Below are 14,049 nucleotides of genomic sequence, written 5' to 3' on the forward strand. Positions count from 1 at the left end.
GAACCGACGCTCCTCGGTCGGGTCCGGCTCCGGGCCGTCAGGGTCCAGGGCGTTGCGGAACGCGTTCACCGCCGTCGCCAGCTTCGCGTGCGGCAGCGTGCGTGCGACCTCGGTCCAGGCCTCGTCGAAGGCATCGAGGTCGACGTCCTGCTCGGCAGCCGCCGCGATGTCACACGGCCTGAGCGCGTCGGCCACGACACCGACCTGGGCCGCGGTCACCGCTCCCTCGGCGAACGCCGCCTCCAGCCGCGGCAGGTGCTCCAGCACCCGTCCGGCCCTCACCACCGCCGAGGCGGCACCGGCCGACCAGTGGTGGTGTCCGCGCAGCAGCGACGCCATCGTCCTCAGCCCGTCGTGCTCGGCGGCGTCGACCACGTCGGCGTGCCGCACGGTGCGGGTCAGCTCGGCGTCGAGCCGGTTGATCGACTGCACGATCTCCGCCGTCCGATCGAGCAGTTGACCGGCCACCAGCGAGTGCAGATCGTCACCGGCGAGGGCGTCCAGAGCCGACCGCAGTTCGCTCACGACACCTCCCGGGCTGTTCGATCAGGTGTTCGAAGTCTACCCCGAGGCGGAGTGCTCGGACACGCGAATCCACAGCTCAGGCGCTCGTGCACAGATGCGACCGGGCCCTTGACAGCGCCCGGCAACCGAGGCTCAGCCGCGCGGCGGCCAGGGCACCAGCGGGGCCGACGAGCCGTGGCTGCCGCCGGCGTGCGCGACGGCCGCGAGCAGCAGGGAGAGGTCGCCCCGGTCCAGGCCCCCGGTGAGGTCGGCCAGGTCGACCGGGCGCCCCTCGGCCAGGGACTCCGCGGCGCGCAGCACCCGGCGCTGCCCGGAGTCACCGGCGACGTGCCCGGCGGCGAGGGCGGGATCGACCCGGGACCAGTCGACGGCGGCGAACACCTGCTCGCCCTGGCCGGGGTCGGCCTCGTACACGGTGAGGTCGACCAGGCCGGCCGCCCGCAGCTGGGGCACCCAGTGCCCGTGCACCGACAGCAGGAGCACGGCGGCCTCGGCGGCGTAGTCGCCGACGGCGGCACGGAGCAGCGCCGCCTCCACCTCGTCGAGGTCGAGGTCGCTGGCGCGCGGTTCGAAGAGCACGGTGCCTCCCTGGGTCCGCTCACCACCATGCCCCAGGGGTGTGACAGGACGCCGTCCGCCGGGGGCGGTCGTACCGTCGAGGGGTGAGCATCGCGCCGTCCCCGACCGTCGTCCTCGGGACCTCCTTCGCCCGCGAGCTGCCCGAGCTGGCCCTGCCCTGGCAAGCCGAGGCGGCCCCCGCCCCCCGGCTGCTTGCGCTGAACGACGCGCTGGCCGCCGAGCTCGGCCTGGACGCCGACGCCCTGCGCACCCCCGCCGGCGTCGAGCTGCTGCTGGGCCTGGCGGTGCCCGAGGGCGCGACCCCGGTCGCCCAGGTCTACGCCGGCCACCAGTTCGGCAACTACAGCCCGCGGCTGGGCGACGGTCGCGCGCTGCTGCTCGGCGAGCTCACCACCCCCGACGGCACCGTCCGCGACCTGCACCTCAAGGGGTCCGGGCGCACCCCGGTCGCCCGCGGCGGCGACGGCCTGGCCGCGGTCGGCCCGATGCTGCGCGAGTACGTCGTCAGCGAGGCCATGCACGCCCTGGGGATCCCCACCACCCGCGCGCTGGCCGTCACCGCCACCGGCCGGGACGTCGCCCGGGAGACGATGCTGCCCGGTGCCGTGCTCACCCGGGTCGCCAGCAGCCACCTGCGGGTGGGCAGCTTCCAGTACGCCCGCGCCCTGGACGACGTCGACCTGCTGCGCCGGCTGGCCGACCACGCCATCGCCCGGCACCACCCGGAGGCCGCCGACGCCGAGCAGCCGTACCTGGCGCTCTTCGAGGCCGTCGTCGCCGCGCAGGCCGAGCTGGTCGCGAGCTGGATGGCCGTGGGCTTCGTGCACGGGGTGATGAACACCGACAACACCACGATCTCCGGCGAGACCATCGACTACGGCCCGTGTGCGTTCATGGAGGCCCACGACGCCGACGCCTCCTTCAGCTCGATCGACTCCGGCGGCCGCTACCGGTACGGCAACCAGCCGCTGGTCCTGCAGTGGAATCTGGCCCGGCTCGCCGAGGCACTGCTCCCCCTGCTGCACGCCGACCAGGAGCAGGCGATCGCCCTGGCCGTCCCCGCCCTGGAGCGGTTCGTGCCCGCCTACGAGGCTGCCTGGGCCGGGCGCATGCGGGCCAAGACCGGGCTGCCCGCCGGCCTGGCCGACGACGTCGCCGGCCCGCTGGTCCGAGACCTCCAGGCGCTGCTCCAGGCCGCCCACCCCGATCACACCACCTTCTTCCGGGCCCTGGGGCAGGCCGCCCGCGGGGACGTGGAGCCGGTGCGCGAGCTGGTGCTCGACCTGGCCGCGATCGACGAGTGGCTGGCCCGCTGGCGCGCTGTCGGTCCGGACGCCGACGCGATGGACCGGGTCAACCCCGCGGTCGTCCCGCGCAACCACCTGGTCGAGGAGGCCCTCGTGGCAGCCACCGACGGCGACCTCGAGCCGTTCACCCGGCTGGTCGCTGCAGTGACCTCGCCGTTCGACGTCCGGCCCGGGGACGAGCGGTACACCGAGCCGGCCCCGACCGACTTCGGCGCGTACACCACCTACTGCGGCACCTGACCCCCGGCGAGGCCGGTGGGGCTGCTGCGGTTGACGGACGGGCCCCCGACCAGGACCGTTCCCCCATGACGGCCTCCCCGCAGACCCACCGTCCCGGTGGCTGGGTGCTGGACCGCCGCGGCCTGGGCCGCGGGGTCCGGGTCACCCACCACCCCGAGCTCGGGGTGGTGAACCTCAGCGTCTGGCGGGAGAGCACCTGCGTGGGCACGGTGCACCTGACCGGTGCGGCGACCGCGCAGCTCATCGGGGCGCTGTCCACCGAGCTGGCGCACCTGGGCGCCGCGCCCTCCCCCACCGTCGGGCTGGTCGCCCTCGAGGAGCGGATCACTGCTCTGGAGGGCCGCCGTCCGGCCTGGCGGCGGGCGATCGACCGGGTCACCGGCCCGCGGCGGAGACCGCTCCCGCCACCGCCGTACCCGCTGCACGTGGTGCGCTGAGACGCAGCCGGGCCCGCCCCCACGAGGAGGACGGGCCCGGGGCGCGCTGGGTCAGCGGTAGTTCACGTGCACGTGGTCGAAGTGGTTCGCGGTCGTGCCGCCGCGGTCCTCCATCATCGACCAGGAGCCGTTGGGCGACCCGAGGTAGCGCTGCTCGTAGATCAGGTAGTCCACGCCGAGCTCGTCCCAGTGCGCGATGTGGTAGGCCACGATCGCGTCACCGAGGCTCTGATCGGTCATCACCATGTAGTCCAGCGCCCTGCCCGACGGGTGGCCGCCGGGGTCGGTGGCGCTGGGCCGGGTGCCGCCCAGGGTGATGCTCCCGGCGCCGGGCACGTTGCTCACCACGGCGTCGGCGGCGGCCCGCACCGAGGAGGCCACCGGGCCGGAGGTGTTGGAGATCCGGGCGACCGAGCTGGCCGAGGTCGACGAGGACGCGGTGACCGCGCCCGACCCGGCGGAGGACGAGGACGGGGACGACGCGGCGGCCTCGGCGGCGGCAGCAGCCTCGGCCTCGGCGGCAGCGGCCGCTTCGGCCTGGGCAGCGGCGGCAGCTGCGGCCTCGGCGGCCTGCGCGTCCAGCACGGCCTGGTCGGCGGCGGCCTGGACCTGCTGCGCGGCGGTCTGCTGGTCCTCGCGGGTGCTGCGGCTGGCGGCCATGTCCTGGAGGGCGGCGATGCTGCGCTCGGTGTCCAGCGAGGCGGGGTCGGCGCTGAGGCCCAGCTGCTGGGCGACGCTGGCCGGCTGGGAGGCGGCGGCCGACGCGTCGGCCTGCTCGGCCGGAGCGGAGGAGAGCACGACGTTGGCGATCAGCGCGCCGGCAGCGACGACGCCGAGGTACAGGCTCGGGCGGCGGCGGAGGGCGGCGATCCGGAACGCGGTGCCGGTGGCGCGACCACGCCCGGAGGCGGTCGATCCCGTGCGGGTGGTGCTCGAGGTGGAGCAGGGTTCCATGGGTGCGGTGGCTCCGTGGGGCAGGTGTCTTCCGACGTGCCGCCTACCAGGTCAGCTGACGGGTTCGGGCGGAAGCAGCCCTACCTGCACACCGGACGGAGGTCCGGAGCGCGGGATTCACCCCAGTGGATCGGTGGGTCCCCGGCTCGCCCGAAGGCGACTCAGCGGCGTCCGACCGGGCTCCCCGGGTGGGGACGTGACGGTCGGTCGGACCCGGCCACGGTAGCCGGGGCACCGGCTCCTGCCAATGCCGACGCGCGTTTTCGTCAGGTGACGGTGCTCGCGCACGACGTCAGCGGACGGCGATGCCCGCCGCCGCGGCCAGCGCGGGCGCCAGCGTCGTCAGGGTCGCTGCGTCCACGACGCCGTCCCGCAGCCCGGTGACGCCCTGCACGGCCGAGAGGTCGCAGCCGGTGAACGAGGTGCGCACCAGGGTGGCCTGGGCGAACCGGGCCTGGGCGAGCCGGCAGTCGACGAACTCCACGCCGTCGAGGGAGGCGGCGGTGAGATCGGCCTCGGTGAGGTCGCAGCCGGTGAACCGGACCGCCCGCAGGGTGGCGAACCGGGCGTCGAGACGGGCGCCGCGCACCTGCGTGAACGCCACGTCGCGCAGCCCGGCGCCGGCCAGCGACACCCCGGCGAGCCGGCTCTCCCCGACCGCGACCCGCTGCCACTGCGCCTCGCCCAGGTCCAGCCCGGAGAGGTCGCAGGCCTCGACCTCCAGGTCGGTGAACCGGGCCCGGCCCAGCCGGCCCCCGATCAGCCGCAGGTCGGCGAACCGGGCCGCGACGACCTCGACGTCCTCGGCGTGCAGCTCGTCGGCGTCCCCGCGCACCGAGACGCCGGTGACCAGCTGCTCGAGGTCGACGTCGGCCAGGTCGACGGTGCCCACACGCGACGGCACCACCGGCGCCTTCGGGCCGGTGGTGCCGGAGCGGGTGGTGCGAGGTGCCAACTGCTCAGTCGAGGTAGTCGCGCAGGACCTGCGAGCGGCTGGGGTGGCGCAGCTTGGACATCGTCTTGGACTCGATCTGGCGGATCCGCTCACGCGTCACGCCGTAGACCTGACCGATCTCGTCCAGCGTGCGCGGCTGGCCGTCGGTGAGGCCGAAGCGCAGCCGGACGACGCCGGCCTCGCGCTCGGACAGGGTCTGCAGGACCCCGGTGAGCTGCTCCTGCATGAAGCCGTAGCTGACGGCGTCCACGGCCACGACGGCCTCGGAGTCCTCGATGAAGTCACCGAGCTGGCTGTCGCCCTCGTCGCCGATGGTCTGGTCCAGCGAGATGGGCTCCCGGGCGTACTGCTGGATCTCCAGCACCTTGTCCGGGGTGATGTCCATCTCCTTGGCCAGCTCCTCCGGGGTGGGCTCGCGGCCCAGCTCCTGGAGCATCTCGCGCTGTATGCGGCCCAGCTTGTTGATGACCTCGACCATGTGCACCGGGATGCGGATGGTGCGGGCCTGGTCGGCCATCGCGCGGGTGATCGCCTGGCGGATCCACCACGTCGCGTAGGTCGAGAACTTGAAGCCCTTGGTGTAGTCGAACTTCTCCACCGCGCGGATCAGGCCCAGGTTGCCCTCCTGGATCAGGTCCAGGAAGGCCATGCCGCGGCCGGTGTACCGCTTGGCGAGGGAGACCACGAGGCGCAGGTTGGCCTCGAGCAGGTGGTTCTTGGCGCGCTCGCCGTCCCGGATGATCCAGTTCAGGTCGCGCCGCATGGTCGTGGACACCTTGGTGTCGGTGTCGGCCAGCTTGTGGGTGGCGTAGAGCCCGGCCTCGATCCGGCGGGCCAGGTCCACCTCCTGCTCGGCGGTCAGCAGCGCGACGCGGCCGATCAGCTTGAGGTAGGCGCGGACGGCGTCGGTCGAGGTCGCCATCGCGGCGTCCTTGCGCGCCTTCTGCAGCGCGAGCGACTCCTCCTCGTCCCACTCGAAGGACCCGGCGGGAGCGGCGTTCTTGTCCTCCTCCTCCGGGGTGTCCGTCGAGTCGGTGTCCTCGTCGGTCTCCGTGGGGGCGATCTGGACGGCCTCGACGTGGTCGCCCGCCAGGCGGGCTCCGGCTCGACCCGCGGTGGGAGCGGGAGCGGTCTCGGGGGTGTTCTCGTCGACGACGGTCTGGGTCATCTCGCCTCTCTCGTTCAGAACATGCGGCATCGCGACGACGCGGGGCGTCTGCGCGGAGGGGCCGGCCGGGCAGGGCGGTGGGTACCGCCGGAGCTGGAGTGGGGGGCGGGAGCGGCATCGCCGTTCCTGACTCACTGGACATGGTAGTCCGCTCCGGGCCGGAGTTCGACGATGCAACCACTTCCGTCCCCGTGGACACCTGTGTCCGGACTGTGCGACGGGGCCGACGGGGCTCGTAGGGTGCCCCGTCGTGAGCTCCCCGCACCAGGACACCGGGCCGGACCAGCAGGCCGCTGAGCTGCACGTCGTCGACACCCCGGTCGGTCCGGTGCGGGCCCGGCGGGACGGTGCCGTGCTCCGGGCGACGGGCATCCGGTACGCCCGGGCCGGGCGCTTCCAGGCACCGGTCGCCGAGCCGCCGTCGACCACGCCGCTCGACGCGACCCGGCCCGCGCCCGCCTGCCCGCAGCTGCCGGTGCCGCTGCTGGACCAGGTGCTGCCCGGCCTGTCCGCCGGCCTCGGGGCCGACGAGGACTGTCTGCGGCTGTCGGTGACCGCCCCCGCCGACGTCGTCCCCGGCGAGGACCTGCCGGTGCTGGTGTGGCTGCACGGCGGGTCCTACGTGTCCGGCGCCGGCGACCTCCCGGTGTACGACCCGACCGCGATGGTGTGCGAGCAGCGGGTGGTGGTCGTGGCGGTGACGTACCGGCTCGGGGTGCTCGGCTTCGTCGGGGACGGCGGGGACCGCCCGGCCAACCTGGGCCTGCTCGACCAGCTGGAGGCGCTGCGGTGGGTGCAGCGGGCGGTCACCGGCTTCGGCGGCGACCCCGGGAACGTCACCGTCTGGGGGCACTCGGCGGGGGGCGACGCCGCTGCGCACCTGCTGGTCGCCGCCGGCTCCCGGGGGCTGGTGGCCCGGGTGATCGCCCAGAGCGCCCCGTTGGGCATCTCCCGCGGCCGGGCGGCGATGGGCGACGCGATGGCCGCCCGGGCCCGCGAGCTCGTCGACGTCGACACCCCGGTGGAGGACGCCGTCGCCGCGCAGCCGGCGGTCGCGGCCGCCGCCCGCCGGGCCGGACTGCGGGCCACCATGCCCTTCGGCACCCGGTACGGGCACGCCCCGCTGCCCGCCGAGGACGAGGTGGACGACGCCTGGCGGGCGGTGGCCCCCGGCGTCGACGTGCTGATCGGGCACACCGACCGGGAGGTGGCGCTGTTCACCGGCGCCCTGCCGCCGCTGGTGGCGCTGTCCCGGGTCCCGGTGCTGGGTCCGCTGGTGCTGCGCGGGGTGGTCGGGCTGCTGACCCGCCGGGTCTACGGCGCGGCGTCCCGGGTGTTCGCCCGTCGGCACGCCTCCGCCGGGGGCAGGGCGTTCCACTACGTCCTGGACTGGGGTCCGCCGGGCAACCCGTGGGCCGGCGCGCACACCGTGGAGCTGCCGCTGCTGTTCGGCGACCGGGACACCTGGACCGGTGTGCCGCTCGTCGATGGAGCCCCCTGGGCGGAGGTCGACCGGCAGGGCCGGGCGCTGCGGGCGCTGTGGGCCGGGTTCGCCCGTACCGGCGAGGTGCCGGTCGGGCGGCACCCGGGCCTGCTCACCGTCGAGCGGGTCAGCGGCTGAGCGCCTCGATCTCCCAGCTGGTCGCGTGCGTCTCCCCGGGGGCCAGCACCACCAGGTCGGTGCCGGAGCTGAACGCGTCCGGCGGGCAGGTCATCGGCTCGACCGCCAGGCCCACCCGGTCGTCCTCGGGGTCGGGGCGGTCGGCGGTGTGCACCTGCACCCAGGGCATCTCGGCCGGCGACCAGTGCACGGCCACCCCGGTGCCCTCCGGTGCCCACACGGTCGCGGTGGCCCGGTCGGTGGCGGCCAGCCCGGTGTAGGCGTGGTCCACCTCCAGCCCGCGCAGCGAGCGGGGACGGCGGAAGTCCAGGTCGGTGCCCTCCACCGGCACCAGCCCCGTGGGCAGCAGCCGGACGTCGTCCACGGTCAGCACCCGGTCGGCGTCCAGCTCGAGCTCCCAGTCGTCGACCCGGCCCGCCCCGGCACGCACGTAGGGGTGCACCGAGCTGCCCCAGGGGGCCGGCGTCGTCCCGGCGTTGGTGCCCGACAGGGACCAGCGCAGCCCGGTCGGCGTGAGCTCGTAGCCGACGACGAGGTCCAGCACGTGCGCCCAGCCCTGCTGCGGCCAGACGCGCACCCCGAGCCGGACGGCGGAGGCGGTGCGGTCCAGCAGCTGCCAGGGCAGCCAGCAGGCCAGCCCGTGCAGGGCGTTGCCCCGGTCGGGCTCGGTGAGCGCCAGCTGCCGGGTCACCCCGCCCTCGACGTAGCGGCCGTCGGCCACCCGGTTCGGCCAGGGGGCGAGCACCGACCCGCGGTAGTGCGGCCGGGGCTCGGCGGCGTCGAAGCCCTGCACGAGGTGCCGGCCGGCGACGGTCAGCTCGCGCAGGCCGCCGCCGACCTCGGTGACCACCGCGGCGACGTCGCCGAGCGCGAGCTCGTGCTGGGTGCCGCTGGGGTTCGGTGCAGACATGCGGTGCGCTCCTGGGTGCCGGTCGGACGGGCGGGACGGTGCACCATGCCACCACGAGCACCGGCGGCGGCCCGGGTGCGGGCGGGAGGTCGGCATGGGCGAGCGGCCCTCGCGCCCTGCGGTGATGGCCGACGTCGCCGCGCTGGCCGGTGTCTCCCACCAGACCGTCTCCCGGGTGCTCAACGACCACCCCTACGTGCGGGCGGAGACCCGGCAGCGGGTGCTGGCCGCGATGGCCGAGCTGGGCTACCGGCGGAACCTCACCGCGCGGGCACTGGCCCGCCGGCAGTCCGACACGATCGGCGTCATCGCGTTCGACACCACGCTCTACGGGCCGGCCAGCACGCTGTCCAGCCTCGAGCAGGCAGCCCGCGCCCGGGGGTACGAGGTGCAGGTGGTGACCCTGCCCGATCCCGACGAGCAGGCCTTCGCCGACGCCGTCGACCGGCTGCTCGCCCAGTCGGTGACCGGTGTGGTCGTGCTGGCCCCGCAGGCCGCGGCGGTCCGCGTGATGGCCGGGCTGCCGCCGGACCTGCCGGCCGTCGCGGTCGAGGGCGGGGCCGCCCCCGGGGTGCCCTCGGTCGTCGCCGACCAGGTGGACGGCGCCCTGCTCGCCACCGGCCACCTGATCGGGCTCGGGCACACCGAGATCGCGCACCTGCGGGGCCGGGCGGACTGGTGGGAGGCCGCCGCCCGGCTCGAGGGGTGGCAGCAGGCGATGACCGGCGCCGGGCTGACCGTGCGGGAGCCGCTGCCCGGGGACTGGAGCGCACGCTCGGGCTACGCGGCCGGCCGGGAGCTCCTGCAGCGCTGGCCGGAGGTCACCGGGCTGGTCGTGGCCAACGACCACATGGCCCTCGGGGTGCTGCGCGCGCTGGCCGAGGCCGGGGTCGACGTGCCCGGCGACGTGAGCGTGGTCGGCTTCGACGACGTCCCCGAGGCCGCGTACCTGCACCCGCCGCTGACGACGGTGCACCAGGACTTCCCCGAGCTCGGCCGCCGGTGCGTCGACCTGCTCGTCGCACGCATCGAGGACCCGGCCCGCGCGCCGGCCGGCACCACCGTCGTCGTCCCGGTGCACCTGGTCCGGCGCGCGTCCACCGCGGCGCCCCCGACCTGAGGTCCTGGGGTGCGCGCCGGGCCGCGGTGGGGAACGGTCTCCCCATGCCCCTCACGACCTCCCCCACCACCGGCCTGCCCTCGTGACGGCCCGCGTGGGCCTGATCGGCGCCGGCGGCGTCGGCGCCCGGCACGCCCGGGTGCTCGCCTCCTTCGACGACGTCGAGCTGGTCGGCATCGCCGACCCCGCCCCGGACGCCGCGACCGCGCTGGCCGGTGACCTCGGCGTCGCCGTCCGCAGCATCGACGAGCTGCTGTCCGCCGGCCTGGACGGCGTCTGGCTCTGCGTGCCCCCCTTCGCGCACGGCGAGCTCGAACGCCGCGTCGTCGCCGCCGGGCTGCCGTTCTTCGTCGAGAAGCCGATCGCCGCCGACCTCGCCGTCGCCGAGTCCGTCGCGGCCCTGGTCGCCGAGGCCGGGCTGCCGACGGCGACCGGCTACCACTGGCGGCACATGGACACCGTCACCGCGGCCCGCGAGGCGCTGGCCGGCACCACACCCCGACTGGTGCACGCCCGCTGGTGGGGCACCACCCCCCCGCCGGCCTGGTGGAGCGACAGCTCGCGCTCGGGCGGTCAGCTGGTGGAGCAGGCGACCCACGTGCTGGACCTGGTCCGGCTGGTGGCCGGCGAGGTCACCGAGGTGGTCGGCGGCTCGGCGGCCTCCACCCGGGACGGCCGGGACGTGCCCGACGCGACCGCCGCGGTGCTGCGGATGGAGTCCGGCGCGGTCGGCTCGGTGAGCACCTCCTGCGTGCTCCCGGTGCTCACCGCCGCAGGGCTGGACGTCGTCGCCGACGACCTGGTGGTGTCGCTGACCGAGACCACCCTGAGCGTGCGCGGCCGCACGGTGGACGAGCGGACCGAGCCCACCGTGGACGCCCGGGACGCCGTCGACCGGGCCTTCGTCGACGTGCTGGCCGGGAAGCCCGCCGCCCCCGGGCTGGTGGACGTCGCCGAGGCCCTGCGCACCCACCGGCTGGCGTGGGCGCTGGCCGAGTCCACCCGGACCGGCGCCGTCGTCCGGGTCGCGCCGTGATCAGCACCCTGGTGGTGCCCCGCGCGGGCGAGCTCGCGTGGGAGGAGACCGCGGAGCCCGAGCTCGCCGACGGGCTGTTCCGCGCCGAGACCGTCCACACCGGGCTGTCCGCGGGCACGGAGCTGACCTGGTACCGCGGCACCAGCCCCTACTTCGCTGCCGGCTGGGACGCCGACGTCGGCCTGTTCGAGCCGGAGAAGCCGGCGCAGTCCTTCCCGGTGCGGCGGCTGGGCTACATGGAGGTCGCCCGGGTCACCGACACCCGCACCCCCGCGGTCGCCCCCGGGGACCTGGTCGCCATGGCCTACGGGCACTCCACCGTGGTGCACGGCGACCCGCTGGGCCAGAACGTCGTCCCGCTGCCGGCCGACCTCGACCCGCTGCTGGGCGTGTACGTCGCCCACCTCGGACCGATCTGCGTCAACGGGCTGCTGCACGCCGCGGCCGACGTCGGCGGCCGGGAGCTGGCCGACGGCGTCCGGGGCCGGATGGTGCTGGTCACCGGCGGCGGCGCGATCGGGCTGCTGGTCGGGCTGCTGGCCCGGGTGCACGGTGCCGCCGAGGTGGTCGTGGTCGACCCCACCCCGGAGCGCCGGGCGGCCGCCGAGGCCCTCGGGCTGCGGGCGCTGGACGACACCCCCGACCTGGCCCGGGACCTCAAGACCCGCTGGCGGCACGCCGCCGGCGACCGCGGGGCCGACGTGGTCTTCCAGTGCCGGGGCACCGCGGCGGCGCTGGCCACCGCGCTGCGCTGCCTGCGCCCGCAGGGCACCGTCGTCGACCTGGCCTTCTACGTCGGCGGGGCCGACGACGTCCGGCTGGGCGAGGAGTTCCACCACAACGGGCTCTCGCTGGTCTGCGCGCAGATCGGCCGGGTGCCCCGCGGCCTGGCCCACCTGTGGGACCGTCGCCGGCTGTCCACCGCGACGCTGGACCTGCTCGCCGACCACGGGCCGCTGGTGCGCGACACCCTGGTCACCGACGTCGTCCCGCTGGAGACGGCCCCCCAGGTGTTCGCCGACCTCAGTGCGCGGAGACGGCACGCCCTGACGGTGGTGTTCGAGGGCCCGGCACGGTGAGCGGCCGGGTCTGGGTGCCGGCCCGGCCCAGCACCCGCTCGTAGAGCCGCTCGTAGGCCCCGGCCATCACGGCCGGGGCGAACCGCTCCCGGGCCACCGCGGCGCACTGCCCCGGGTCGATCTCCTCGACCCGGCGCAGCCCGTCGACGAAGCCGTCGAGGTCGGTGGCCAGGAAGCCGGTCACGCCGTGCTCGACGAGGGTCGGCAGGCAGCCGCGGGCCATCGCGACCACCGGGGTGCCGGCGGCCAGCGACTCGCACACCGCGGTGCCGCCGGGCTCCTCCCAGTCGATCGGGAACAGCGACACCCGGGCGGTGCGGATCAGCTCGGCCTTCTCCGCACCGGCCACGCTGCCCAACCAGCGGACCCGGTCGCCGTCCAGGTGCGGGCGGACGTGCTGGCAGAACCAGGCCACGTCGGCGTTGTCGTGCGCCCGGTGCTCGGGGTCGGCCAGGGCGGCGTCGAGGGCGGCCGCGTCGGGCAGCCCGCCGACCGGGCCGGCCAGCACCAGCGGCACCCCGGCCGCGGCGCACGCGGCGATCGCGGTGTCGGCGCCCTTGCTGGCGGTCAGCCGGGCCAGCAGGAGCGCGTGCGGTGCGCGCACGCCTGCCGGGAGCGGCGGGACCTCCGGCAGCGGCACGGCCAGCGGCACGAAGCCCAGCGCCTGGGCCTTGAGCCGCTCGGGGCCGCGGTCGAGCTGGCTGGCCGAGACCCCGACGTAGGAGACCCGGCCGTGGCCGTCGAACTGCTCGTAGAAGTCCGGGTTGCGGTGCAGGTCCCAGTGCAGGGTGTGCACGACCGGCGGGGCGGACGGGCCCAGCGCGGCGAGGACCGCGGGGCCGACGACCTCCAGGTGGGTGTGCACGACGTCGAAGGGGGTGCCGGCGGCGGCGTACCGGGTCAGGGTGTCCAGGACGACCTGGGCGTGGGCGTGCGCGACCCCCACCACCGAGGGGTAGCTGCCGGCGAGCCGGGCGAACTGGCCGGTGGGGAACGCCCACACCCGCTCCTCGGCGGCCAGCGTGGACTCCCCCACGGTCACCAACACGACCTCGTGCCCGCGGGCCCGCAGCTCGTCGGTCAGCGTGGCCACGACGTTCTCCAGCCCGCCGTACCCGACCGGGGGCACCGGCAGCCAGGGCCCGGCGTCCATCAGGACCCTCATCGGGTGGACCGGGCCAGCACCTGCGCCATCGGCGGGCGCTCGCTGACCGCGACGTCCCACCCGACGGCCTCGACGTCCTCCCCGGTGCGCACGAACTGCAGCAGCTGGTCGGTCGTCGTCGGCCCGCCGCCGGGCAGCCGGGCCAGCGCGGTCTGCAGCACCTGACCGGCCATCCGGCCCAGCGCCGCGTCGCTCTGGTGGCCGTGCCGGCGGACGCCGAGGTCCACCTGGGCCAGGGCCTCGATCCCGGCCAGCCGGGTCAGGTCGACCAGCAGGCCGAACTCCACGCCGTAGCCGGAGACGAACGGCACCCGCTCCAGCAGCGAGCGGCGTCCGGCGTACTCCCCGCCCAGCGGCTGCACGACGCCGGCCAGGTCGGGCCACAGCGCGTTCAGCAGCGGCCTGGCGAGCAGCTCGGTGACCCGGCCGCCCCCGGTGGGCACGAGGCCCTCGGTGGTGGCCAGCGGCCGGTCGTAGAAGCCCTTGACGAAGCCGACCCCGGGGTCGGTGAGCAGCGGGCCGAGCAGCCCCAGCACGAAGCCGGGGTCGACGTCGACGAGGTCGGCGTCCAGGAAGACCACGAGGTCACCGGTGGTGCAGGCCAGGGACTTCCACAACGCCTCGCCCTTGCCGGGCACCGAGCCCAGGTGCGGCAGCACGTCCTCGACGTGCACCACCCGGGCGCCGGCCGCCGCGGCGACGGCGGAGGTGGCGTCGGTGGAGTTGCTGTCCATCACGACGAGCTCGTCGACGAGCGGGACGTCGCGGGTCCAGGCCCGCAGCAGCGTCTCCACGATGGGGCCGACGGTGCGCTCCTCGTCCTTGGCGGGGAGCACGACGCTGACCGTCGTCCCCGAGGCCTGCTTGGCGGCCAGCAGGCGCTGCGGGTCGTGGTCGGCGGTGCGGGTGGTGCGCTGGGTCAGGAACTGCTGGACGTCTGCGCGCATGCGCGG

14 protein-coding genes and 1 riboswitch are annotated in these 14,049 nt (G+C 75.7%); of the genes, 6 read left to right on the forward strand and 8 right to left on the reverse strand.

Features of this window, described 5'->3' with window-relative positions; genetic code table 11:
* Positions 1 to 525: DUF222 domain-containing protein (locus ASG36_RS16355; protein ID WP_157498873.1), on the reverse strand; the 525-nt coding region annotated here is incomplete at its 3' end.
* Between the two features lie 132 nt (positions 526 to 657).
* Positions 658 to 1,104 carry a hypothetical protein gene (locus ASG36_RS16360; protein ID WP_055766374.1) on the reverse strand — a complete coding sequence of 149 codons (447 nt, stop codon included), beginning with the start codon at positions 1,102 to 1,104 and terminating at the stop codon, positions 658 to 660.
* An 83-nt stretch (positions 1,105 to 1,187) separates the two neighbouring features.
* Here ASG36_RS16360 and ASG36_RS16365 point away from each other — a divergent pair, with 83 nt between their 5' ends.
* Both ASG36_RS16365 and ASG36_RS16370 read left to right on the forward strand, forming a co-directional pair.
* A complete protein-coding gene (locus ASG36_RS16365) occupies positions 1,188 to 2,651 on the forward strand; it encodes a YdiU family protein (protein WP_055766377.1) in 1,464 nt (487 codons plus the stop codon).
* Positions 2,652 to 2,716: 65 nt separating this feature from the next.
* Positions 2,717 to 3,088, forward strand: coding sequence for a hypothetical protein (locus ASG36_RS16370; protein WP_055766380.1), 372 nt, complete (start codon positions 2,717 to 2,719; stop codon positions 3,086 to 3,088).
* Positions 3,089 to 3,139: 51 nt separating this feature from the next.
* Here ASG36_RS16370 and ASG36_RS22015 read toward each other — a convergent pair whose 3' ends face one another.
* The 3 genes from ASG36_RS22015 to ASG36_RS16385 form a co-directional block, all read right to left on the reverse strand.
* Complete coding sequence (locus tag ASG36_RS22015; protein WP_235495146.1) at positions 3,140 to 4,042, reverse strand: hypothetical protein; 903 nt, start codon at positions 4,040 to 4,042, stop codon at positions 3,140 to 3,142.
* Between the two features lie 24 nt (positions 4,043 to 4,066).
* Positions 4,067 to 4,219, reverse strand: a riboswitch (cyclic di-AMP (ydaO/yuaA leader).
* 115 nt (positions 4,220 to 4,334) lie between these two features.
* Entirely contained in the window at positions 4,335 to 4,934 is a 600-nt protein-coding gene (locus tag ASG36_RS16380; protein ID WP_157498875.1) for a pentapeptide repeat-containing protein, read from the reverse strand.
* A 67-nt stretch (positions 4,935 to 5,001) separates the two neighbouring features.
* Complete coding sequence (locus tag ASG36_RS16385) at positions 5,002 to 6,165, reverse strand: RNA polymerase sigma factor (protein WP_235495148.1); 1,164 nt, start codon at positions 6,163 to 6,165, stop codon at positions 5,002 to 5,004.
* Between the two features lie 250 nt (positions 6,166 to 6,415).
* Here ASG36_RS16385 and ASG36_RS16390 point away from each other — a divergent pair, with 250 nt between their 5' ends.
* Positions 6,416 to 7,786 carry a carboxylesterase family protein gene (locus tag ASG36_RS16390; protein ID WP_200944531.1) on the forward strand — a complete coding sequence of 457 codons (1,371 nt, stop codon included), beginning with the start codon at positions 6,416 to 6,418 and terminating at the stop codon, positions 7,784 to 7,786.
* Here ASG36_RS16390 and ASG36_RS16395 read toward each other — a convergent pair.
* A complete protein-coding gene (locus ASG36_RS16395; protein WP_055766386.1) occupies positions 7,776 to 8,696 on the reverse strand; it encodes an aldose 1-epimerase family protein in 921 nt (306 codons plus the stop codon). The two genes, ASG36_RS16390 and ASG36_RS16395, sit on opposite strands and share 11 nt — an antisense overlap.
* A 94-nt stretch (positions 8,697 to 8,790) precedes the next feature.
* Here ASG36_RS16395 and ASG36_RS16400 point away from each other — a divergent pair, with 94 nt between their 5' ends.
* The 3 genes from ASG36_RS16400 (at position 8,791) to ASG36_RS16410 (ending at position 11,931) form a co-directional block, all read left to right on the forward strand.
* On the forward strand, positions 8,791 to 9,816 hold the full coding sequence (locus tag ASG36_RS16400; RefSeq protein WP_082523225.1) for a LacI family DNA-binding transcriptional regulator: 1,026 nt from the start codon (positions 8,791 to 8,793) through the stop codon (positions 9,814 to 9,816).
* An 82-nt stretch (positions 9,817 to 9,898) separates the two neighbouring features.
* Positions 9,899 to 10,852, forward strand: a complete 954-nt coding sequence (locus ASG36_RS16405; RefSeq protein WP_055766389.1) for a Gfo/Idh/MocA family protein — start codon at positions 9,899 to 9,901, stop codon at positions 10,850 to 10,852.
* A complete protein-coding gene (locus ASG36_RS16410) occupies positions 10,849 to 11,931 on the forward strand; it encodes a zinc-binding alcohol dehydrogenase (protein WP_055766392.1) in 1,083 nt (360 codons plus the stop codon). The genes ASG36_RS16405 and ASG36_RS16410 overlap by 4 nt, the downstream gene beginning before the upstream one ends.
* Here ASG36_RS16410 and ASG36_RS16415 read toward each other — a convergent pair.
* Positions 11,876 to 13,096: a glycosyltransferase gene (locus tag ASG36_RS16415; RefSeq protein ID WP_055766395.1), complete on the reverse strand. Its 1,221-nt coding sequence runs from the start codon at positions 13,094 to 13,096 to the stop codon at positions 11,876 to 11,878. The genes ASG36_RS16410 and ASG36_RS16415 overlap by 56 nt on opposite strands.
* Positions 13,093 to 14,043, reverse strand: coding sequence for a glucosyl-3-phosphoglycerate synthase (locus ASG36_RS16420; protein WP_055766398.1), 951 nt, complete (start codon positions 14,041 to 14,043; stop codon positions 13,093 to 13,095). The genes ASG36_RS16415 and ASG36_RS16420 overlap by 4 nt, the downstream gene beginning before the upstream one ends.
* Positions 14,044 to 14,049 lie beyond the last annotated feature (6 nt).

The sequence above is a fragment of the Geodermatophilus sp. Leaf369 genome, from assembly GCF_001424455.1.
GTDB lineage: Bacteria > Actinomycetota > Actinomycetes > Mycobacteriales > Geodermatophilaceae > Klenkia.